A 21,264-nucleotide genomic window follows, 5' to 3' on the forward strand; every position below is an offset into this window, starting at 1 on the left:
CTGTTCGATTGGCGTCGCGAGCAAACCGCGCCGCCATGCGTATTCATTGAGCGCGCTTATTTGCCTGCGGCAGCCGCGACGACCTTCTGCGCAGCCTCTTCCATGCTGTCCGCCGAGATGATCGGCAGGCCCGAATCGGCCAGCATCTTCTTGCCCAGGTCCTCGTTCGTGCCCTTCATGCGCACGACGAGCGGCACGTTCAGGTTCACGGCCTTCGAACCGGCGATGACGCCTTCGGCGATCACGTCGCAGCGCATGATGCCGCCGAAGATGTTCACGAGGATCGCCTTCAGGTCCGGGTTCTTCAGCATCAGCTTGAACGCTTCCGTGACCTTCTCGGTCGTGGCGCCGCCGCCGACGTCCAGGAAGTTCGCCGGCTCGCCGCCGAACAGCTTGATGGTGTCCATCGTCGCCATCGCGAGGCCTGCGCCGTTCACGAGGCAGCCGATGTTGCCGTCGAGCGAGATGTACGCGAGGTCGAACTTCGACGCTTCGATTTCAGCCGGATCTTCTTCGTCCAGGTCGCGGTACGCGACGATTTCCGGGTGGCGGAACAGCGCGTTCGAGTCGAAGTTGAACTTCGCGTCGAGTGCGATGACCTTGCCGTCGCCGGCGACGTTCAGCGGGTTGATTTCAGCCAGCGATGCGTCGGTTTCCCAGAATGCCTTGTACAGGCCTTGCAGGATCGCGCGCGCTTGCGGAATCGAAGCAGCCGGCACGCCGATCTTCGCGGCGAGGTCGTCGGCTTGCGCGTCGAGCAGGCCCGTCGACGGCTCGACGATGACCTTGTGGATCAGTTCCGGGTGCTTTTCGGCAACTTCCTCGATGTCCATGCCGCCTTCGCTCGAACCCATCAGAACGATCTTTTGCGTCACGCGGTCAACGACGAGGCTGACATACAGTTCCTGCTTGATGTCGGCGCCTTCTTCGACCATCAGACGGTTGACCTTCTGGCCTTCCGGACCGGTCTGGTGCGTGACGAGCTGCATGCCGAGGATCTGGTTCGCGTATTCGCGAACCTGCTCGATCGACTTCGCCACCTTCACGCCGCCGCCCTTGCCACGGCCACCCGCGTGAATCTGAGCCTTCACGACCCACACCGGGCCGCCCAGCTCTTCTGCCACCTTGACGGCCTCGTCAACCGAGAACGCCGGCTTGCCGCGCGGTACCGCGACTCCGAATTTCCGCAGGATTTCCTTACCCTGGTACTCGTGAATCTTCATGCGTGATTCCCTTCAGTCTGAGAGTTGGATGAAAAGTCGCTTAAGACGCTTCTTCGAATGATTTCCGTTCATTCCTTCGTGCTGCCTTCACCGGGCACGTCCGGCCGGCTCGCGCCATACCAGCGCGGGTAGTACTGCCGCACGACCTCGCCGTCGAACCGCAACGCCCGGCAGCGGCCGAGCTGGAAAGGCGCTTCGTCGTGCGCACCGCCATGATCCGGCCCTTCGCCACCTTCCTCGCGCACGTTCCACACATCGCCGGCGAACGCCTGGATCGCTGCCGTCGGCAGCACGGCGCACAGTTCGGTGAGATGGGAACAGCCTGCGACGCCGGCGAGCAGCCGGTTCGCGTTGCGGCGGAAATTGCGGAAGAGATTGAGCCCGATGAGGGCCCGATAGGCGGGAGAGGCGGATTGACAGTGACCGGGATAGGGAACCCATTCCGAAGACGCTTCGGCGTCGACGACGTTGAGATCACGATCGATAGTCACGCGCAGCCAGAGTTCGTGGATCGGCAGGCCCTGGGGCCGGATGCCCGACGCAAGCGCGACATCGCGCGGCTTGTGGTCGGTCAGGCAGGCTTCGATGTCCCACAAGCCGTCGCCGCGCTCGTAGGCTTCCGCTCGGATTGCGCGTCGATGTCGCAACTGACGGGGCACGGGCTCGGATAGCGGCATGCTGGAGGTTGAGGCCGAAGAGGAAAACCCGTGGATTTTAGCATATCGGGTATTTGAGGCAGCCGGCCGCGACGGCGGGTATTCCCGCCTGTCCGGAAACGGTTGCATTGCAGCAAAATCGCGCGCAGCGCGCGTGACGAGCCGGTCAGTCGTCGACCAGGAAATCGTCGCCGACCTTCAGCAACTTCACGATGATCCCGCTCGAGAAGCCGCGCGCGGCAAGGAAGCGCGCCTGCTTCGCGCGCTCGGCCGGCGTTTGCGGCAGTGCACCGAATTTCTTGCGCCAGACGGCCTGCGCACGTGTCCATTCGGTCTCGCGCAACTGCGCGTTGACTTCCTCGACGAGCGTGTCGCCGACCGCGTGACGCTTCAGTTCGCTGACGATGCGCGCGGCGCCGACGCGCGACGCGCGGCGATGCACGAGGCTCTCGGCAAAGCGCGCGTCGGACAGCCAGCCTTCCTTTTCCAGCGCATCGAGCACCGGCTCGACGGATTCGTCTTCGCCGACGTACGGCCCCAGCTTGCGCGCGAGTTCCGCGCGGCTGTATTCGCGCCTGGACAGATAGCCGAGCGCGCGGCCCTTCAACGAACGCGGCGGCTTCGACGACTTGCGCTGGCTGGCGCCCGGATCGTCGCCGGCAGACGTGCTTGAAGACGCGCCGGACGCCCGGCGGGTGCGGCGCGGATGCTGGCTGCTGCGGGTATAGACGTCTTCCCTGGCCGGCGCCGACGCATCGGCTGCGCGCTCGCCGGGGAAGCTGACGCCGGAAACACGACGGCGGGAGCGGTCGTGCGCGTCGAACGATTCGTCGTCGTCGAACGGATCGTCCGGCGCGGCAATCTCAAACGAAACGAGGGCATCGTCGGATGCCCTCGTCGCGGTGCGGTTCGCGGCGTTGCCGCCTGCGACCGGCCGGTCGGCACCCGAGGATCCGGCTCGCCGACCGGAGCGACCCGCCGTTTCGGGCACGTCGCTCTCCTCCGGCTTGCCTGCCTGACCTCGGCGCCCGACCATCACTCTTCTTCGTCCATCGCCTCGGCTTCGTCCTGGACCGCAGCCGCACCTTCAGGCATGGTGACCACGCCGAGCGATTCGCGGATACGGTTCTCGATCTCGCGCGCGATTTCCGGATTCTCGCGCAGGAATTCACGCGCGTTGTCCTTGCCCTGACCGATCTTCTCGCCGTTGTAGCTGTACCAGGCACCCGCCTTGTCGACGATCTTCGCCTGCACGCCGAGATCGATGATCTCGCCCTGACGCGAAATGCCTTCGCCATACAGGATGTCGAAGATCGCTTCGCGGAACGGCGGCGACACCTTGTTCTTGACGACCTTCACGCGGGTTTCGTTGCCGATCACCTCGTCGTTCTTCTTGATCGAGCCGATCCGGCGGATGTCGAGACGCACCGACGAATAGAACTTCAGCGCGTTGCCGCCCGTCGTGGTTTCCGGGTTGCCGAACATCACGCCGATCTTCATCCGGATCTGGTTGATGAAGATCACGAGGCAGTTCGTGCGCTTGATCGTGCCCGTCAGCTTGCGCAGCGCCTGCGACATCAGGCGGGCCTGCAGGCCCGGCAGCGAATCGCCCATCTCGCCTTCGATTTCGGCCTTCGGCACGAGCGCCGCGACCGAGTCGATGACGATCATGTCGATCGAGCCCGAGCGCACCAGCGCGTCGGTGATTTCGAGCGCCTGCTCGCCGGTGTCCGGCTGCGAGATCAGCAGTTCCGGCACGTTCACACCGAGCTTCGCTGCATATTGAACGTCGAGCGCGTGCTCCGCGTCGATGAACGCCGCCGTGCCGCCCAGCTTCTGCAGCTCGGCGACGACCTGCAGCGTCAGCGTGGTTTTACCCGACGATTCCGGACCGTAGATCTCGACGACCCGGCCGCGCGGCAGGCCGCCGACGCCGAGCGCGATATCGAGACCGAGCGAGCCCGTGGACACGACCTGGATGTTCTCGGCCACGTCGCCGTCGCCCATGCGCATGATCGAGCCCTTGCCGAACTGCTTCTCGATCTGTGCGAGTGCGGCCGCCAGCGCCTTGCTCTTCTCGGCGGTCATCCCGGAGCCCTTCTTGCTATCTTCCATGAATCGTCCTTTGCTATGATGAGCAGCGTCTGTTAGAGGCGCGCCAACTTTCAAGCGCTGCCCATGAATGCAGACACTGTATAAAAAAACAGTGTTTTGTGCAAGCCCGCAATGCAGAGCGTTGTACACGAATAACTTCGGAGACAGCCGCGCCGGCGCGAATGCCCGCCGGCCATCGGTCAGCACCATGCGAATTCTCATCGCCGAAGACGACAGCATACTCGCGGACGGCCTCACCCGGTCACTCCGCCAATCGGGCTATGCGGTCGACCACGTGAAGAGCGGCGTCGACGCCGATACGGCGCTGTCGATGCAGACATTCGACCTGCTGATCCTCGATCTCGGGCTGCCGAAAATGTCCGGGCTCGACGTGCTCAAGCGCCTGCGCGCCCGCAATTCCAACCTCCCCGTGCTGATCCTGACCGCCGCCGACAGCGTCGACGAACGCGTGAAAGGGCTCGACCTCGGCGCCGACGATTACATGGCCAAGCCGTTCGCGCTCAACGAGCTCGAGGCGCGCGTGCGCGCGCTGACCCGGCGCGGCGCGGGCGGCGGCCCGACCGTCGTGCGCCACGGCTCGCTCGCGTTCGACCAGGTCGGCCGCATCGCGTATGCGAACGATCACGTGCTCGATCTCTCCGCGCGCGAGCTCGGCTTGCTCGAGGTGCTGCTGCAGCGGATCGGCCGGCTCGTGTCGAAGGAGCAGCTCGTCGATCATCTGTGCGAATGGGGCGAGGAAGTCAGCAACAACGCGATCGAAGTCTACGTGCACCGGCTGCGCAAGAAGATCGAACCGAGCGGCGTGCGGATCTCGACCGTGCGCGGCCTCGGCTATTGCCTCGAGAAGGTCGCGCCTGCCGCGCCGGCCGACACGGCAGCGCCCCAGCCCGCGGTGGCCGGCACGCCGCTGCGCTGAAGCCGGGCGCGCCGCGATGGCCACCCCAGCCCATTCCCGCCACCCGAGCGGCACGCCGGCATCGGCCGCCGACGAGGCACGCGACGCGCGCTACGAGAACCCGTTCGCGCCGCCCGACGAAACCGATGCGCCCGAGGCGCCGCGCCCGCGCTCGCTGTTCGGCGAAATCCTCGACTGGATGCTCGCGCCGCTGCTGCTGCTGTGGCCGATGAGCATCGCCGTCACCTATCTCGTCGCGAAGACGATCGCGAACGGCCCGTTCGACCGCGCGCTCGAGACCAACGCATACGTGCTCGCGCGGCAGATCCATCCGGTCAACGGCGTCGCCGAGTTGACGCTGCCGCAGCAGACGCGCGACTTCCTGCGCGCGGACAACGTCGACAGCGTGTACTTCCAGGTGCTCGGCACGCGCGGCGAGCTGGTCGCGGGCGAGGCCGACATGCCGCTGCCGCGCGACGAGGACCGGCCGCCGCCAGGCGTCGTCGTGTTCCGCGACGACCTTTTGCGCGGCAACGACGTGCGCGTCGCGTATACGACCGTCGCACTGCCGGAGCCGGGCGGCGCGCAGTCCGTGCCCGTGCCCGTGCTCGTGCAGGTCGGCGAGACGCTCGACAAGCGCAACGCACTCGCGAACGACATCATCAAGGGCGTGATCCTGCCGCAGTTCGTGATCCTGCCGCTCGCGATCCTGCTCGTCTGGTTCGGGCTGTCGCGCGGGCTCGCGCCGCTCAACGCGCTGCAGGCGCACATCCGCGGGCGGCGGCCCGACGACCTGTCGCCCGTCGAGGCGCAGCGCGCGCCGCCCGAGATCGAGCCGCTCGTCACGTCGTTCAACGACCTGCTCGCGCGGCTCGAGCAGAACATGGCGTTGCAAAAGCGCTTCATCGCCGACGCCGCGCATCAGATGAAGACGCCGCTCGCGGGGCTGCGCACGCAGGCCGAATTCGCGTTGCGCCACCCCGTGCCGCCCGACGTGCAGCGCTCGCTCGAACAGATCGCGACGAGTTCCGAGCAGGCCGCGCGGCTCGTCACGCAACTGCTCGCGCTCGCGCGCGCCGAGAACCGCGCGAGCGGGCTGACGTTCGAGCCGGTCGAAATCGGCGCGCTGGCGCGCCGCACAGTGCGCGACTGGGTGCAGGCCGCGCTCGCGAAGCGCATGGACCTCGGTTACGAAGGCCCGGAGGACGACGCGCCGCTCGACGTCGACGGCAATCCCGTGATGCTGCGCGAGATGCTCGGCAACCTGGTCGACAACGCGATCCGCTACACGCCCGAAGGCGGCCGCATCACCGTGCGCGTGCGGGCCGAGCCGGCGGCGCGCCGCGTGCATCTCGAAGTCGAGGACACCGGGCCCGGCATCCCGGCTGCCGAACGCGACCGCGTGGTCGAGCGCTTCTACCGGATTCTCGGCCGCGAAGGCGACGGCAGCGGCCTCGGGCTCGCGATCGTGCGCGAGATCGCGACGCAGCACGGCGGCACGCTGACGCTCGACGATCATGTCTATCAGCACGCGCCGCGCCTCGCCGGCACGCTCGTGCGCATCAGCCTGCCGCTGTCGGAGCCCGCCGCGGATCCATCCTGACACGCGCGAGCCTCCACCGCGCGCCACGCCGCGATCGCATCGAAACCGGCGCTTTACCGCCCGGTTGCCACCCGATCGAGGGGTGAAGCGGGTGATTCGGCACGGGTTAACGCGCAGTCGTTTTGTGCCCGGCAGTCAGTGCGCCGTAAGTTTCCGTGCCAATAATCGTCGACAGGCCCGCCCACCCAAGGCGGCCGCATATCTATATCAAGGGACTTGGAGACGATTCATGGCAACCTTAGGCGGGCAAATTTCGCACTCGCCGATGACGGCCGAAGAAAAGAAGGTGATCTTCGCGTCGTCGCTCGGCACCGTGTTCGAGTGGTACGACTTTTACCTGGCCGGGTCACTCGCGGCCTACATCAGCAAGAGCTTCTTCTCCGGGGTCAATCCGACCGCCGCCTTCATCTTCACGCTGCTCGGCTTCGCGGCCGGCTTCGCCGTGCGGCCGTTCGGCGCGATCGTGTTCGGCCGGCTCGGCGACCTCGTCGGCCGCAAGCACACGTTCCTCGTGACGATCGTGATCATGGGCATCTCGACCTTCGTGGTCGGCTTCCTGCCCGGCTACACGACGATCGGCATCGCGGCGCCCGTGATCTTCATCGCGATGCGGCTGCTGCAGGGCCTCGCGCTCGGCGGCGAGTACGGCGGCGCGGCGACCTACGTCGCCGAGCATGCGCCGGCGAACCGTCGCGGCTTCTACACCGCGTGGATCCAGACGACCGCGACGCTCGGCCTGTTCCTGTCGCTGCTCGTGATCCTCGGCGTGCGCACGCTCATCGGCGAGGAATCGTTCGGCAGCTGGGGCTGGCGCGTACCGTTCGTCGCGTCGATCCTGCTGCTCGCGGTGTCGGTGTGGATCCGGTTGCAGCTGAACGAATCGCCGGTGTTCCTGCGCATCAAGGCCGAGGGCAAGACGTCGAAGGCGCCGCTGACCGAAGCGTTCGGCCAGTGGAAGAACCTGAAGATCGTGATCATCGCGCTCGTCGGCCTGACCGCCGGCCAGGCCGTGGTCTGGTACACGGGCCAGTTCTACGCGCTGTTCTTCCTCACGCAGACGCTGAAGGTCGACGGTGCCAGCGCGAACATCCTGATCGCGATCGCCCTCCTGATCGGCACGCCGTTCTTCCTGTTCTTCGGCTCGCTGTCGGACCGGATCGGCCGCAAGCCGATCATCCTCGCCGGCTGCCTGATCGCGGCGCTCACCTACTTCCCGCTGTTCAAGGCGCTCACGCACTACGCGAACCCGCAGCTCGAACTCGCGACGCAGAAGGCACCGATCTCGGTCATCGCCGATCCGGCCACCTGCTCGTTCCAGTTCAACCCGGTGGGCACGTCGAAGTTCACGAGCTCGTGCGACATCGTGAAGAGCGCGCTCGCGAAGGCCGGCCTGAACTACGAGAACGTCGCGGCGCCGGCAGGCTCGACCGCCCAGATCAAGGTGGGCGACACGGTGATCCCGGCCTATGACGGCAAGGCGGCCGATGCGAAGGCGCAGGGCGCGGCGTTCGACAAGACGCTCGCGTCGACGCTGAAGGGCGCCGGCTATCCGGCCAAGGCCGACCCGGCGCAGCTCAACTGGCCGATGACGATCGTGATACTGACGATCCTCGTGATCTATGTGACGATGGTCTACGGCCCGATCGCCGCGATGCTGGTCGAGATGTTCCCGACGCGGATCCGCTACACGTCGATGTCGCTGCCCTATCACATCGGCAACGGCTGGTTCGGCGGCTTCCTGCCGGCGACCGCGTTCGCGATCGTCGCGGCGAAGGGCAACATCTATTCGGGGCTCTGGTATCCGATCGTGATCGCGCTGGGCACGTTCGTGATCGGTCTGCTGTTCGTCAAGGAGACGAAGGACTCGAACATCTACGCGCAGGATTGATGAGGTCGGGCAGGCGGGGGGCACCCCGCCTGCAACCCGGGCCGCCGGCAACTTTTTTCAGGGAAGATGAAAAAAGGTGTTGACAGCCCGGCGGCACATCTGCATAATTCAATTCTTCGGCGAATTAGCTCAGTCGGTTAGAGCGACGGAATCATAATCCGCAGGTCCGGGGTTCGAATCCCTGATTCGCCACCAAATGCGAAAGGGCTCAGCGCAAGCTGGGCCCTTTTTCTTTGCTCCGCAAACACGACATCGCTCCGCAAATGTCGTAGCACTGCCCCCTCACACCGCCTACGAGGCATCCCAATCGACGCCGCGAACTAGAGGCCATCCGCCCCCTATGCGGACCGCTTTCTAGATAACGCCAAGGGTGCGCCGCCAGTCAGTCTCAACAAGCTGGTTTCGAACGAGCCTCGGGCGGCTTGGATCGTCGCAACCTCAGCATCAAATTCAGTTTGTGACAACACGCCGTCACGAAGATCCGCTTCACACTCTTTCTGTTCATCCGCAAGCCGAGCAATCTCGGCCGTCAACAGACCAACCATCAACATGGTGCTTTTGCGGTACTCCACTGACTCTGGATCATTCAACTGAAGTAGCGCCTCCGTGTGCCGACCATAATCGGACGTTGCACGAATCTCCCCGGTCGTCGCATCAAAACGGAGATGACTCGCCATCTCGTGGTCACACGGATTCACTACAAAAGGCCCAGCCGACTCATCTGCGGGCCAATCATCACTCTTTCGACTGTTACAACTCCCGCAACAATAATAGAGGTTATCGTAATCGCAAACCAAATGCGCGAAGCGGGTGTTGCCTTTGGGCCGGTAATGGTCCGCACCGAAGTTCAAATTCGGTGCACTACTATCCGGCTGTCGACAATACACACACACGCGCGAAAATTCGACTTGTAACCAGCGCTTGTATGTCTGGTAGCGCTTGTATACCGGGGGGACAAACTTCCGCGCGTGCTTCGCTTTCGGATACCGAAAAAGACTCATGTCCGTCCAGACGCAGCATGGCGAGCACGTCTCCCCGCCCGAATTGAAATGGTCACGCAGCACCCGCAGGCCATAAGCCACCCCCAGCACTGCCAACACAGCCCCACCGATCTCAAGGCCCACCGTCTCGCCACCGGCCACCGGCTCATCACTCGCAAGCGTCGAAACTTGCAACTGCAACGTATTCCCTACCGAATCAGTGCCGCACACCACCGAATGCCCACCCGACGACACATACGTAACGCCAGCAACACCAGCAGGCCCACAAACAATCGCCGTCAGCGCCATACGCCCTCCGACTCAACCGCGCACAAAGGCCAAACAACGCCGGAAGCCCTCACGCACCACCACCAGCGCAACAGCAACGACCACCAGGCGATACATCGCTTATGCCGCCTTCGGCTGCGGTTTCGCCGGTCCGAATGGCGACAACGAGACAATCTGCGGCACCAAGCGGCCTTGATCTTGTCCGTAACCCATACCGAACGAAAACTCAGCCAGATAATCGCCCGGCTGAATATCCTTGAATTCGCGAGGCAAATTGATCGTACCAACGACAACTTGCTCACCCCCAGCTTCAGAATGTTGAGTAAGTACGCAATGGGCTGTCCGAATCTCGAATGGCAGACCCGTTTTCTTAGAAGTTCCGGAATTTGATGCAATCGCCAAAATGGTAAGTTTTTGTTTTGCCATGGATATCACCGATCTTTAATTATCGAAAGCGTCACCGTGAATCGAACGCAGACGAACAGTACACAGCGCGCCGCAAAGCCACAATCCCCCGAAGAATTGCAGTTCACCAAATGCACCCCATTCACCCCACTAAATATGATCATTTAGTAGAATCATTTGATCCGCTTTAGTCCCAACAGACCACACGCGCTTGATAGACGAATTGAATTACAAAGGAACAATTAATTACTTGAATAATCTAAGAAAATTCAGATCGACGTTCAGCACGTATCGACTCGCACAACCATCGGAGATATGCGACCACGTCCACGGTGGCAAAAAATTTTTCTATCGGATAGCAACATCCGATTAGACCAACGGATCTCAACCCGCAAAGTACATATGCTCAAGCCGCTCAACTCGAAAGAATCTGACTCGCTCGACCTCACCGAGATGAGCTTCGCTCGATGGGAAAAGCTTCTGTCACGCGATGATGGGCGAGCAGCGGCTAGCCATCTCAGCGCCGGCCACCCCATCTACGTTCACGACGCTCTAACTCCAACTGGTTTGGTAACGAAAATTTGGCCCGACGGCCGACGGGAGCACGTTAGATTCAGTGCACAACAGGGCGAAGTTGCAGTTGGAGACGCGAGCCACGACGTGACCTGAAATTGCACCGCAACGTTGTGGGCGGGCTCGCGGAGATAGGGAGTTTAGAGGGAGAAATCTTGCTAGATTGCGGTGCAGGAATTCCCTTTACAGCATTGTTTTTATTGATAATTCCGGTGGAATCATAATCCGCAGGTCCGGGGTTCGAATCCCTGATTCGCCACCAAATGCGAAAAGCCGCTGTTCCGCAAGGAACAGCGGCTTTTTTCATTGCTTCATCCGGCACACGCAGCGTCGCCCGTCCTTCTGGCCACGCGCGCGGCGCTACGCCACCACCGATCCGCGCTCCTCCACGGCATCCGCACGCACCTTCCCGCGCCAGTTCTCGCCGCCCTCCAGCGCCGGCGTCGACTCGAACAGCTCCGCCAGCCAGTCCGCGAACACCCGCACCTTCTGCGACAGATGCCGGTTGTGCGGATACACGATCGAGATCGGCTTGGGCTTCGGATTGCAGTCGGGCAGCACCTCGACCAGCGAGCCGTCGCGCAGGTTCGGCAGCACCATGAACAGCGTCGGCTGGATCATCCCGAACCCTTCGAGCCCGCACGTCACGTACGCATCCGAATCGTTGACGGTGACACTGCCGTTCATCCGCACCTCGAGCGGCTTGCCGTCGATCATGAACACCCACGGAATCGCCCGCGCGCCGTGGCTCGCGCGGAAATTGACCGCATGATGGTCGGCCAGGTCGGCGATCTCCTGCGGCTCGCCGTGACGCGCCAGATAGTCGGGCGACGCGCAGGTCACGCGCTTGAGCATCCCGATCCGCCGCGCGACCATCGACGAATCCTCGAGCGGCCCGACCCGGATCATGCAGTCGATGCCCTCCTCGACCGGATCGACGTAGCGGTCCGACAAGCCGAGGTCGAGCGTGATGTCCGGATAGCGCTGCCGGAAGATCGACAGCGCCGGCAACACCACGCGCCGCCCGAGCGAGCTCGGCATGTGCACGCGCAGCACGCCGCTCGGCTTGCGGTTGCCGGACTGGAAACTCGCGTCGGCCTCCGCGATCTCCGAGATGATCTTCATGCAATGCTCGTAGTACGCGGCGCCCTCCGGCGTCAGCGACAGCCGGCGCGTCGTCCGGTGCATCAGCCGCACGCCGAGCAGCGCCTCGAGATTCTGGATGATGGTCGTGACCGATGCGCGCGGCATCGCGAGCGTGTCGGCCGCGCGCGTAAAGCTGTTCGCGTCGACCACGCGGGTGAAAACTTCCATTGCCTGGATGCGGTCCATGCTGCGCCCCCCCTTCGAATCGCCAACAGGACAGAATAGAGCGCGCAACGGGCGCGGCACAAGCCCCCGTCCATTGGTCTCCACTTCTGAATAGTCAACGCGCTTCGGACTGGAAAGTAACCGGCTTTCGTTCAGTTCGACACGACGATCGTTCCGTCCCCGGCTGCCGCGCGCCGGCCGCCCGCGGCACGCCCGTGCGTTACCGCACGAACCGCTCGCGATAGCCCTGCGGCGACACGCCGAGCACGCGCACGAAACTGCGCCGCAGCGTCTCTTCCGAACCGAAGCCGCACCGCGTGGCGATCCGCTTGACGGGCCACGCAGTTTCACCGAGCAAACGCTGCGCGGCCTCGACGCGAATCTGTTCGACCGCGCGCGCGGGCGTGCGGCCGGTCCCCGTGCGGTAGTGGCGCACGAAGCTGCGCTCGCTCATGCTGACGCGCTCGGCGAGCGCGGGCACCGACAGGTCGGCCGTCAGGTGCTCGGCGATCCATGCATGCAGTTCGCCGAAGCGGTCGTCGGTACGCTGCATCGACAGCATCGCGCTGAACTGTGCCTGCCCGCCCGGCCGCTTCAGGAACACGACGAGTTCGCGCGCGGCGTCGAGCGCGACCGCCCGCCCGAGATCCTCCTCGACGAGCGCGAGCGCGAGATCGATGCCGGCCGTCACGCCGGCCGACGTCCACAGCGCGCCTTCGCGGATGAAGATCGGATCGGGCTCGACGCGCACGTTCGGGTAACGCGCCGCGAATTCGTCGCAGCGCGCCCAGTGCGTGACCGCCCGCCGCCCGTCGAGCAGGCCGGCCTCGGCGAGCAGGAACGCGCCAGTGCAGACCGACGCGACCCGTCGCGCGCGCTGCGCCTGCTGCCGGACCCAGCGCACCATCCGCGCATCCTGCGACGCGGCGCGCACGCCCTTGCCGCCGGCCACGATCACCGTATCCGGCCGTCCGGCGGAGCGCAGCGAATCGGCCATCACGACGAGACCGGACGACGTCTCGAGCGGCCCGGCCTCGGCGGCGACGACGCGCGGCGCATACGGCGCGGGCTGACCACGTTCCTCGGCGAGTTCGTTGACGGACGCGAACACCTGCAGCGGCCCGCTCACGTCGAGCAACTGCGCACGGGGGAACGCGAGAATCAGGATCGAGCGCGGCGCGGTAGACATAGCGATTGGCTGAAAACGTGGGTGATATGGCAATTTCGCCAAACACTACGCGCCTAGAATCGATCTGTCCATCGTGCGCCGGTCGCGGCGCCCCCTTCCCCACGGAGTGTTCGCATGACCCTGCATATCGGCCTTCTCGTGTTTCCGGGCGTCCAGCAACTCGATCTCACCGGCCCGCACGACGTGCTCGCCTCGCTGCCCGACGCGGCTGTCCACCTGGTCTGGAAATCGCACGACACCGTCGCGTCGAGCAGCGGCCTCGCGCTCACGCCGACCTGCACGTTCGACGACTGCCCGCCGCTCGACGTGATCTGCGTGCCCGGCGGAATCGGAATCAACAACCTGCTGCTCGATGCGGAAACGATCGCGTTCGTGCAGCAGCGCGCGGCCACCGCGCGCTACGTGACGTCGGTCTGCACGGGCGCGCTGCTGCTCGGCGTGGCCGGCCTGCTGCGCGGACGCCGCGCGACGACGCACTGGGCGTTTCACGGGCTGCTCGAGCCGCTCGGTGCGGTGCCGGTGCGCGAGCGCGTGGTGCGCGACGGCAACCTGATCACCGGCGGCGGCGTGACGGCCGGCATCGACTTCGCATTGACGATCGCCGCCGAACTCGTTGGCGACGAAGAGGCGCAGTCGATCCAGCTGGCGCTCGAATACGCGCCCGCGCCGCCGTTCGACGCGGGCTCGCCGGATACGGCACCCGCGTCGGTCCTGAAGCGCGTGACCGAGCGCTCGGCGGCAGCGCTGGAGAAGCGCAGGCAGACGATCGACGCGGCCTTGCGCGCGATGGCGCGCTGATCCCGAGCACACTGAATCCCGCGGGCAAGCGACGCGACCACGCCGCCCGCCCTGCGCGGCATCCACACTCACGGACCTATCGATGAACATCATCCGCAGCACCGCGTTCACCGCCGAACGCCCATGGGGCGCGCTGGACATCGCGAACCTGAACGGCATCACGGTCCGCCTGCACTGGACCGATCAGCCGTACCGGTGGCATGTGAACGATGGAGAGGAAGTTTTCGCGGTGCTCGACGGCCGTGTCGAGATGCGCTACCGGGAAGCGGGCATCGAGCACGCGACGGTGCTCGAAACGGGAGACGTATTCCACGCGACGATCGGCACCGAACACGTCGCGCACCCGCTCGGCGAAGCACGCATCCTGGTGATCGAGACCGAAGGCAGCGTCTGACGACGGGCAGCCCGCGGCGGGCGTCGCACCGATTCGACGGGCATCAGCCCGAGATGGTGCCCGTGCCCTGCGACGGGATCAGCTTCGGCTGCGGCGTGCACTGGCACTGGCACAGGTCGTGTTCGAGCGCGACGACCTTGCCCATCACGGTCATCGTCCGCTCGCCGCCGTCGGACACGATCACGCCCTGGGTCTTGCACGCGGCGCAGAACACGGGCGCGCCGAGATAGGCGAGCTCGCGGCCGTCGAACGACGAATTGGCGATGCCGTCGAGCACGACGCCGCCACGGTCGGTCGTGTCGCCCTTCAGAATGAATTTGCGGCTCATGGTTCGGCTCTCCCTCGGAAACGCCGCGCGGCACGGCGTCGGGCCGCGTCCGGGCAGTCGGTATCCGCCCGTCGGTCGCGGGCGTTTCGCGAGGATATCACCGCGCGCTCGAGCGCCGCCGTGCGGATCAGAACTTGTGCCGCATGCCGACCCGCGCCAGGAACTGCCGGTCGTTCGCGGATGCACCCGGCCCGTTGATCGCCGCGACTGCCAAGTGCCCCGTCGAGTCGGTGCCCGATGCGCGCTGATAGACGGCGCTCACGTAGACGTCGGTGCGCTTCGACAGGAAATAGTCGAGCCCCGCCGCGACCTGGTGATACGTCGCGCCGTCGCGGCCGTTCACGCCGCCGCCCCGCGTGTAGTCGTACGCCACGCCGCCGAACAGGTAAGGCATGAACTGATAGCGCACGCTCGCCTCCGCGTTGTTGAACACCGCGTTGCCGGCCACGCCGCCCGGGTTCGGCCCGGACGACAGGTCGCCGAGCTGGCGGAACGACGTGTTCGTATACATCGCGCCGAGCGTCATCGCGCCGATCGCATAGGTGCCGCCGACCGCCGCGACCTGCAGCGTGCGCGCGGATGCATAGCCGGAATACACCGGCGACAGCATGTTGTTGCCTGGCACGCCGCCCACGGTCGGCGCGGGGCTGCCGGTCGTGCCGAAGAACGACACGTTCGGGTTGCGCGCATTGAGGTAGCCGGCCGCCACCGCGAGCGGCCCGCGCGTGTAGCCGACTGTTGCCGACCACACCTGGTTGCGCGTCGCCGCGCCCGCGATGCCGCCCACCCCATACATCGCCGCGAAGCGGACCCCGCCGTAGTCGTTGCTCGTGAACTTGATCGCGTTGTTGGTCGAGTTCGCGTTGTTCACGTTGTCGAGGTCGCCGGGGTGCGCGACCATGTAGCCGCCGAACAGCGCGGCGGCCTCGAGCGGCCCGAGGAAGTCGACATTGGTGTCGTACTGCCGCCCGAGCGTGACGGTGCCGAACGGCCCTGACAGCCCGACGAACGCCTTCTTGCCGAAGATCAGCCCGCCCTGCCCGAGCTTGCCGGTGCTCGGATCGAAACCGTTCTCGAGCGTGAAGACCGCCGCCAGCCCGCCGCCGAGATCCTCGCTGCCGCGCAGCCCCCAGCGGCTTGCCTGCTGCACGCCGCCCAGCATCCGCAGCGCGGGCTTGCCGCTCACCGCGCCGTTCGGGCCGGGCGTCGCGATGTTGCTCGCATAGGTCAGCCCCTCATCGATAATGCCGTACAGCGTGACGCTGCTCTGGGCGTGCGCCGCACCCGCGATCAGCGCGACACCCGCGCCGGCCAACAGCTTCTTCTTCATCGAACGATCTCCAGTGCGCGGGTCGAATGGCGACACACGGGCGCACGCCCCCCGCAGGCGCGCGGCCTGCTCCGGTGCAAACCGGAACGGTCGGGGTCAGTCGAGAAAGGCGGTCAGCGCAGTGCGTCGGCAACAACCGGCGGCGGCGTCCAGCGCCGGCCGGCCGCGACTTCGTACGCATGGCCGAACTGCAGCACGCCCCAGTCGTCGCGGTAGCCGCCGACGATCTGCATGCCGATCGGCAGGCCGGCCTCGGAAAATCCGCACGGGACCGACAGGATCGGCGCCTCGGTCGACGACAGCAGCCAGCACACGCGCATCCAGTCGATGTAGGTCGTGTTCTCGACGCCGAGCACATCGGCGGGCGCACGCAGCGCAGCATCGAACGGCATCACCTGCGTCGTCGGCAGCACGTAGAACGCGTAGCGCTGCATGAACGCGCGCATCCGCTCGAACAGGCGCGTCTTGCGCACGAACAGGCGGCCGAGATCCGCGGCGGCGAGCGAACGATGCAGCCGGTATTCGTCGCGGAGTTCGGGTTTCAGCGCCGCGCGCTGCCGCTCGTCGAAGCCGTCCAGCAGCGTGCCGATCATCCACGCGCGCTCGATCCGGAACAGGTCTTCGGCTTCGGCGAGATCGGGATCGTCGAATTCGACTTCGCAGCCGAGCGACGCGAACACGCGCGCCTGCGCATCGACCGTGCGCCGGATCTCGGGATCGACCGGCACGCCGGGCAAGTCGCGCGACATCGCGATGCGCGTGCCGCGGAAATCGCGTTCGAGCGGCTGCGCGAAGCGCGCGCCCGGCTCCGCGATTTCGGTCGCGGTTTCGCCGCTCGGCCCGGCGATCGCGGACAGCAGCAGTGCCGTGTCGGCGACATCGCGCGCCATCGGCCCGTCGACGCCGAGCGTCGCCCAACCGTTCAGGTCCGGCGCGCGCGGCACGCGCCCGGGCGACGGCCGCAGCCCGACGACGTTGTTCCACGCGGCCGGATTGCGCAGCGAACCGCCCATGTCGCTGCCGCACGCGAGCGGATTCATCCCGCATGCGAGCGCCACGGCCGCGCCGCCGCTGCTGCCGCCGGCGGAGCGCGTCAGGTCCCACGGGTTGCGCGTCGCGCCGAACACCTCGTTGAACGTATGCGAGCCGGCGCCGAATTCCGGCGTATTCGACTTGCCGATCATCAGCGCGCCGGCGCTCGCGCAGCGCCGCACGATCAGCGCGTCGTGCTGCGGGACGTGGTCGGCGAACAGCGGCGAACCGAAGGTCGTGCGCACGCCGCGCGTCGCGGTCAGGTCCTTCTGCGACACCGGCAGCCCGTGCAGCGGCCCCTGCCATTCGCCGCGGGCCCAGCACGCGTCGAGCTCGCGTGCGCGGGCGCGCAGCGCATCGGGATCGACGACGGTGACGAGCGCATTCACGCGCGGGTTGACCGTTGCGATGCGCGCGAGATGCGCGTCGAGCAGGTCGCAGGCGCTGATCTGCCGGGACTTCAGCAACTCGAGCATGGTGCGCGCGGGCAGGTCGCACAGATCGCCGGCGGCAACGTCGGCCGGCGACGGCGAAAACGAATCGTGGGTGGTCATGGAATGAATCGAAGAAGAAGGAAATCGGTCGGTCAGTGATCCTGATCGCTTCGGTCCGACGCGAACGCGAGCGCGACGAGCGACAGCAGGCCGCAGACGATCACGTACCACGCCGGCGCGGCCGGATTGCCGGTCGCCCCGATCAGCCAGGTGACGATGAACTGCGCGAAGCCGCCGAAGATCGACACGCCGCCCGCATACGCGATCGACAGCGCGGTCGCGCGCGTGCTCTTTGGAAACAGCTCCGCGAGGATCACGCCGTTCGCGCCCGCATTGACCGAGTGCAGCGCGGCGAGCAGCATCACGACCGCGTACATCGTCGCGATCGACGGCACCGCGCGGATCAGCCAGAAGCCCGGCAGGATCAGCATGGTCAGCGCCACGCGCGTCCACAGCGCGACGCGCTTGCTGCCGACACGATCCGACAGGCGTCCGCCGATCGGCGCGGCGACGAACATCACCGCACCGGACAGGATCCCGCACCACAGCGCGGTATCCATCGACAGGTGCAGCACCCGGATCGCGTACGTCGACATGTAATAGAGGACGATGAAGTGCGCGGCGGTGCCGCCGACCACGAGGCCGAGCGCGGTCAGCACGGCGCCGCCATCACGCCGCAGCACGGTGCCCAGCACCGCGGACGAGCGCCGCGCGGCCGCGGCCGGCGCGTGCTGTTCGATCGCATTGAAGCGCGCACGCAGATACAGGCCGACCGGCGCGATCAGCACGCCGGCGAGAAACGGCACGCGCCAGCCCCACGATTCGAGCGCGGCCGGTTCGAGGAAATACGACAGCAGGAAGCCGACGAACGAACCGGCCAGTGCCGCCGCGCCCTGGCTCGCGAACTGCCAGCTCGTGTAATAGCCGCGTTCGCCAGGCGGTGCACGCTCGGCGAGCAGCGACGTCGATACGCCGACTTCGCCGCCGGCGGAAAAGCCCTGCAGCAGCCGTGCGAGCACGACCAGCACGGGCGCCGCGACGCCGATCTGCGCGTAGGTCGGCAGGACGCCGATCATCCCGGTGCCGATCGCCATCGTCACGAGCGTGAGGTTCATCGCCGGCACGCGGCCGAAGCGGTCGGCGACCAGCCCGATCACGACGCCGCCGACGGGCCGCGCGATGAAGCCGACGCCGAACGTCGCGACCGACATCAGCAATTGCTGCTGCGCGGACGCGGCCGGGAAAAACAGTTTTCCAAGCAGCACCGCGAAAAAGCTGAACACGGTGAGATCGAAGAATTCGAGGCCGTTGCCGATCGTGATCGCGACGATCAGCTGGCGATTGGACGGGGATGCGGCAACGTCGCCGACATGCCCGCCGAACATGCTGTCCGCTCGGGGCGCCTTCATGAAGGTATGTCTCCGTACTGGTTGTGCGTATCTGTTGCGTGTGTGGTGCGCGGCCTGTTCGACGGCCTGCGCATGCAGTCTAGGCATTCAAAATACGCAGCCCGGAGCGACATTTTTCGATCGTGATAACGCCCGGTTATCGCGCGCTTTGCCGGCGCGATCGCGGTGTAGGATACGAACGTCGCTACTGCCGCCGCGCCCCGCCACGCCGTGAAACACCACCAGCTCCGGGCGCTTGCCGCCATCGCCGAACACGGCAGCCTGCGCGCCGCCGCGCGTGCGATTCATCTGTCCCAGCCCGCGCTCACGAAGGCGATCCGCGAACTCGAGCAGGACCTCGGCGTGCCGCTCGTCACGCGCAACGCGCGCGGTGCGCAGCTCACGCGCTTCGGCCAGGCCGTCTATGCACGCGCGCGGCTGATCCTCGCGGAGATGCAGCACGCGCGCGACGACGTGATCCATCTGTCGGGCGGCAAGGAAGGCGCGCTCGCGTGCGCGCTGACGCCGCTGATGTCGCTCGGCTTCCTGCCGGCCGCGCTCGACGCGTTCCGCCAGCGCATGCCGACAATCCGCCTCGACGTGCGCGAAGGCTTTCTCGACACGGCGCTGCCGCGCCTGCGCGACGGCTCGCTCGACTTCGTGATCGCGATCGTCGATGCGACGCGGCTGTCGCCCGAATTCACGTTCCGGCCGCTCATCGAATCGGAGCTGATCCTGATGACGCGCGCGAGCAATCCGCTGCGCCACTGCACGTCGCTCGCGCAGTTGCAGGATGCGCAGTGGGTGCTCAATACGTCGCCGGAAAGCATCGGCCGGCTGCTGCAGAATGTGTTCATCGCGCACGGCTACCCGGCACCGCAGCCGATCGTCGAATGCACGTCGTTCAGCGCGGCGTTCTCGCTGTCGGTGCATACCGACAGCGTGTCATGCGTGCCGAAGCTCTTCATGGAGATCGACTGGATACGCGAGCGGATGGTCACGATCGACGTGAAGGAGACGATTCCGACCGTGTCGGCCGGCGTGCTCACGCGGCGCGATGCGCTGAACACGGTGGCATGCGACTACCTGATCCACTGCTTCGTCGAAGCCGTGCGCCGGTACGATCCCGCGAAACTGCTGTGGCGATAGTGACCCGTCCTATTCGATTCGAATCGCACTACGAATATCGAACGTCTTTATCAGAAAAATCACGCCTATTTTCGTACGATTACTAAATACAAATCGATTCGTAAGGTTTATATAGGACCAATCCCAAGAATGAAATCCAGCAGGGATATGGCCCCGGAACCCGTTATTCTGAAACCGTTCCAGCGGTCGATCAACACATCATTCCATAATACTTATTCGCCTGAATCGGTCGTTCAAATAAATGAATCGACAGATAGAATCAAACAAACAATTCTATTTCTCGATAAAAAAATGGACGAACTCCTGCCAATGCGGCTATTCATCAAGGTGGCCGAACTTCACAGTTTCGCGCGTGCAGCCACGGAACTGAACATCTCCAACTCGTCGGCCACCCGCCTCGTCATGGGCATCGAGGACCGGCTCGGTGCACGCCTGCTGAACCGCACGACGCGCAGCCTGTCGCTGACCGACGCCGGTCATCTGTATCTCGCGCAGATCCGTCACGTGATCGAGGAAATCGACCGCGTCGAGGAAACGATCGCGTCGATGCATCACGAACCGATCGGATCGCTGAAGATCGCCGCGCCGGTCATGTTCGGCATGCACGTGCTCGCACCGGCGATCGATGCGTTCAAGACGCTGCATCCGGCCATCGTGCCGGAAGTCACGATCGTGGACCGCCATGTCGACCTCGTGTCGGAGGGCTTCGACGTCGGGCTGCTGCTGTCGCAGCGCATCAGCACCAACACGCTGGTGACGCGCCCGCTCACGCGACTCAAGCGAATCGTCTGTGCGGCACCCCGGTATGTCGAAACACACGGCGCACCAACCCATCCGCACGATCTCGCGTCGCACGCGTGCCTGACGTTCCATGCCGATTTCGCGGGCGAATACCTGTCGTTTGATCACGAGCCGACGCGCGTCGCCGTGCGGCCGAATAAATCCGCATCGTCGAACAACATCGGGTTGATCCGGAACTGGGCGTTGTCGGGCATGGGCATCGCGGTCCTGCCCGACTTCCTCGTCGAACCGGATCTCGCCGACGGACGGCTGCTCGCGCTGCTCCCCGACTATCGGCTGGAGGAACTCGAGATGAATATCGCGTACCCGAGCCGGCGGCACTTTCCGCGCAAGACCCGGCTGTTCGTCGATCACCTGGTCGAGTATTTCGTCAGGTGAAAGAAGGGTTCGATCGCGCACCTTTTTTGCATCGACGACGGGCGCC

The 21,264-nt window shown here is 65.4% G+C and carries 19 protein-coding genes and 1 tRNA gene; 8 read left to right on the forward strand and 12 right to left on the reverse strand.

What is annotated here, in order from left to right; all coding sequences use genetic code 11:
• Positions 1 to 56: 56 nt before the first annotated feature.
• From sucC to recA, 4 genes are all read right to left on the reverse strand, one after another.
• A complete protein-coding gene (gene sucC / locus LMA02_RS13615; RefSeq protein WP_014896152.1) occupies positions 57 to 1,223 on the reverse strand; it encodes an ADP-forming succinate--CoA ligase subunit beta in 1,167 nt (388 codons plus the stop codon).
• Between the two features lie 68 nt (positions 1,224 to 1,291).
• Positions 1,292 to 1,900, reverse strand: a complete 609-nt coding sequence (locus LMA02_RS13620) for a DUF2889 domain-containing protein (protein ID WP_006755513.1) — start codon at positions 1,898 to 1,900, stop codon at positions 1,292 to 1,294.
• 145 nt (positions 1,901 to 2,045) lie between these two features.
• Positions 2,046 to 2,915, reverse strand: coding sequence for a recombination regulator RecX (gene recX, locus LMA02_RS13625; RefSeq protein ID WP_228905560.1), 870 nt, complete (start codon positions 2,913 to 2,915; stop codon positions 2,046 to 2,048).
• Entirely contained in the window at positions 2,915 to 3,994 is a 1,080-nt protein-coding gene (gene recA / locus LMA02_RS13630) for a recombinase RecA (protein ID WP_284894758.1), read from the reverse strand. Before recA ends, recX begins: the two co-directional genes overlap by 1 nt.
• Before the next feature lie 187 nt (positions 3,995 to 4,181).
• Between recA and LMA02_RS13635 the strand changes: the two genes are divergently transcribed.
• The 4 genes from LMA02_RS13635 (at position 4,182) to LMA02_RS13650 (ending at position 8,575) form a co-directional block, all read left to right on the forward strand.
• Complete coding sequence (locus LMA02_RS13635) at positions 4,182 to 4,910, forward strand: response regulator transcription factor (RefSeq protein ID WP_012364629.1); 729 nt, start codon at positions 4,182 to 4,184, stop codon at positions 4,908 to 4,910.
• Between the two features lie 16 nt (positions 4,911 to 4,926).
• Positions 4,927 to 6,492: a sensor histidine kinase gene (locus LMA02_RS13640; protein WP_228905561.1), complete on the forward strand. Its 1,566-nt coding sequence runs from the start codon at positions 4,927 to 4,929 to the stop codon at positions 6,490 to 6,492.
• A 229-nt stretch (positions 6,493 to 6,721) separates the two neighbouring features.
• Positions 6,722 to 8,380, forward strand: a complete 1,659-nt coding sequence (locus LMA02_RS13645; protein WP_228905562.1) for an MFS transporter — start codon at positions 6,722 to 6,724, stop codon at positions 8,378 to 8,380.
• 118 nt (positions 8,381 to 8,498) lie between these two features.
• Positions 8,499 to 8,575 (forward strand) — tRNA-Met (locus tag LMA02_RS13650).
• Between the two features lie 143 nt (positions 8,576 to 8,718).
• On the opposite strand, the gene LMA02_RS13655 is transcribed toward LMA02_RS13650, so the two are convergent.
• The 4 genes from LMA02_RS13655 to LMA02_RS13670 all read right to left on the reverse strand — a co-directional run bounded on the left by LMA02_RS13655 (position 8,719) and on the right by LMA02_RS13670 (position 13,126).
• Positions 8,719 to 9,669 (reverse strand): hypothetical protein, encoded by a 951-nt coding sequence (locus tag LMA02_RS13655; RefSeq protein ID WP_228905564.1) that lies wholly within the window; start codon positions 9,667 to 9,669, stop codon positions 8,719 to 8,721.
• Between the two features lie 99 nt (positions 9,670 to 9,768).
• Positions 9,769 to 10,074, reverse strand: a complete 306-nt coding sequence (locus LMA02_RS13660; protein ID WP_228905566.1) for a cellulose synthase — start codon at positions 10,072 to 10,074, stop codon at positions 9,769 to 9,771.
• Between the two features lie 912 nt (positions 10,075 to 10,986).
• The gene (locus LMA02_RS13665) at positions 10,987 to 11,958 is read right to left on the reverse strand and encodes a LysR family transcriptional regulator (RefSeq protein ID WP_105784989.1); all 972 of its coding nucleotides are present in this window, start codon (positions 11,956 to 11,958) and stop codon (positions 10,987 to 10,989) included.
• Between the two features lie 199 nt (positions 11,959 to 12,157).
• Positions 12,158 to 13,126 (reverse strand): GlxA family transcriptional regulator, encoded by a 969-nt coding sequence (locus LMA02_RS13670; protein WP_228905568.1) that lies wholly within the window; start codon positions 13,124 to 13,126, stop codon positions 12,158 to 12,160.
• 114 nt (positions 13,127 to 13,240) lie between these two features.
• Here LMA02_RS13670 and LMA02_RS13675 point away from each other — a divergent pair, with 114 nt between their 5' ends.
• Together LMA02_RS13675 and LMA02_RS13680 are read left to right on the forward strand one after the other, a co-directional pair.
• Positions 13,241 to 13,924 (forward strand): DJ-1/PfpI family protein, encoded by a 684-nt coding sequence (locus LMA02_RS13675; protein WP_228905575.1) that lies wholly within the window; start codon positions 13,241 to 13,243, stop codon positions 13,922 to 13,924.
• Positions 13,925 to 14,006: 82 nt separating this feature from the next.
• On the forward strand, positions 14,007 to 14,318 hold the full coding sequence (locus LMA02_RS13680; protein ID WP_006751320.1) for a cupin domain-containing protein: 312 nt from the start codon (positions 14,007 to 14,009) through the stop codon (positions 14,316 to 14,318).
• Between the two features lie 43 nt (positions 14,319 to 14,361).
• Here the strand turns inward: LMA02_RS13680 and LMA02_RS13685 are convergent, their stop codons facing one another.
• The 4 genes from LMA02_RS13685 to LMA02_RS13700 all read right to left on the reverse strand — a co-directional run bounded on the left by LMA02_RS13685 (position 14,362) and on the right by LMA02_RS13700 (position 18,911).
• The gene (locus tag LMA02_RS13685; protein ID WP_228905577.1) at positions 14,362 to 14,646 is read right to left on the reverse strand and encodes a PAAR domain-containing protein; all 285 of its coding nucleotides are present in this window, start codon (positions 14,644 to 14,646) and stop codon (positions 14,362 to 14,364) included.
• 127 nt (positions 14,647 to 14,773) lie between these two features.
• A complete protein-coding gene (locus LMA02_RS13690; protein WP_228905579.1) occupies positions 14,774 to 15,976 on the reverse strand; it encodes a porin in 1,203 nt (400 codons plus the stop codon).
• A gap of 113 nt (positions 15,977 to 16,089) precedes the next feature.
• Positions 16,090 to 17,562, reverse strand: coding sequence for an amidase (locus tag LMA02_RS13695; RefSeq protein ID WP_228905581.1), 1,473 nt, complete (start codon positions 17,560 to 17,562; stop codon positions 16,090 to 16,092).
• Positions 17,563 to 17,594: 32 nt separating this feature from the next.
• The gene (locus tag LMA02_RS13700) at positions 17,595 to 18,911 is read right to left on the reverse strand and encodes an MFS transporter (RefSeq protein WP_228905583.1); all 1,317 of its coding nucleotides are present in this window, start codon (positions 18,909 to 18,911) and stop codon (positions 17,595 to 17,597) included.
• A gap of 210 nt (positions 18,912 to 19,121) precedes the next feature.
• Here LMA02_RS13700 and LMA02_RS13705 point away from each other — a divergent pair, with 210 nt between their 5' ends.
• Positions 19,122 to 20,039, forward strand: a complete 918-nt coding sequence (locus tag LMA02_RS13705) for a LysR substrate-binding domain-containing protein (RefSeq protein WP_228905585.1) — start codon at positions 19,122 to 19,124, stop codon at positions 20,037 to 20,039.
• 291 nt (positions 20,040 to 20,330) lie between these two features.
• On the forward strand, positions 20,331 to 21,218 hold the full coding sequence (locus tag LMA02_RS13710; protein WP_228905586.1) for a LysR family transcriptional regulator: 888 nt from the start codon (positions 20,331 to 20,333) through the stop codon (positions 21,216 to 21,218).
• The last annotated feature ends 46 nt before the right edge of the window (positions 21,219 to 21,264 follow it).

This window comes from Burkholderia sp. B21-005 (assembly GCF_020843965.1).
In the GTDB taxonomy this organism is placed as follows: Bacteria; Pseudomonadota; Gammaproteobacteria; order Burkholderiales; family Burkholderiaceae; genus Burkholderia; species Burkholderia ambifaria.

Coding starts and splice junctions, on each gene's coding strand:
- LMA02_RS13675 (WP_228905575.1), top strand. CDS start 13,241: ATGACCCTGCATATCGGCCTTCTCGTGTTTCCGGGCGTCCAGCAACTC.
- LMA02_RS13700 (WP_228905583.1), bottom strand. CDS start 18,911: ATGAAGGCGCCCCGAGCGGACAGCATGTTCGGCGGGCATGTCGGCGAC.
- LMA02_RS13660 (WP_228905566.1), bottom strand. CDS start 10,074: ATGGCAAAACAAAAACTTACCATTTTGGCGATTGCATCAAATTCCGGA.
- LMA02_RS13690 (WP_228905579.1), bottom strand. CDS start 15,976: ATGAAGAAGAAGCTGTTGGCCGGCGCGGGTGTCGCGCTGATCGCGGGT.
- recA (WP_284894758.1), bottom strand. CDS start 3,994: ATGGAAGATAGCAAGAAGGGCTCCGGGATGACCGCCGAGAAGAGCAAG.
- LMA02_RS13655 (WP_228905564.1), bottom strand. CDS start 9,669: ATGGCGCTGACGGCGATTGTTTGTGGGCCTGCTGGTGTTGCTGGCGTT.
- LMA02_RS13695 (WP_228905581.1), bottom strand. CDS start 17,562: ATGACCACCCACGATTCGTTTTCGCCGTCGCCGGCCGACGTTGCCGCC.
- LMA02_RS13620 (WP_006755513.1), bottom strand. CDS start 1,900: ATGCCGCTATCCGAGCCCGTGCCCCGTCAGTTGCGACATCGACGCGCA.
- recX (WP_228905560.1), bottom strand. CDS start 2,915: ATGGTCGGGCGCCGAGGTCAGGCAGGCAAGCCGGAGGAGAGCGACGTG.
- LMA02_RS13665 (WP_105784989.1), bottom strand. CDS start 11,958: ATGGACCGCATCCAGGCAATGGAAGTTTTCACCCGCGTGGTCGACGCG.
- LMA02_RS13670 (WP_228905568.1), bottom strand. CDS start 13,126: ATGTCTACCGCGCCGCGCTCGATCCTGATTCTCGCGTTCCCCCGTGCG.
- LMA02_RS13635 (WP_012364629.1), top strand. CDS start 4,182: ATGCGAATTCTCATCGCCGAAGACGACAGCATACTCGCGGACGGCCTC.
- LMA02_RS13645 (WP_228905562.1), top strand. CDS start 6,722: ATGGCAACCTTAGGCGGGCAAATTTCGCACTCGCCGATGACGGCCGAA.
- LMA02_RS13640 (WP_228905561.1), top strand. CDS start 4,927: ATGGCCACCCCAGCCCATTCCCGCCACCCGAGCGGCACGCCGGCATCG.
- sucC (WP_014896152.1), bottom strand. CDS start 1,223: ATGAAGATTCACGAGTACCAGGGTAAGGAAATCCTGCGGAAATTCGGA.
- LMA02_RS13685 (WP_228905577.1), bottom strand. CDS start 14,646: ATGAGCCGCAAATTCATTCTGAAGGGCGACACGACCGACCGTGGCGGC.
- LMA02_RS13680 (WP_006751320.1), top strand. CDS start 14,007: ATGAACATCATCCGCAGCACCGCGTTCACCGCCGAACGCCCATGGGGC.
- LMA02_RS13710 (WP_228905586.1), top strand. CDS start 20,331: ATGGACGAACTCCTGCCAATGCGGCTATTCATCAAGGTGGCCGAACTT.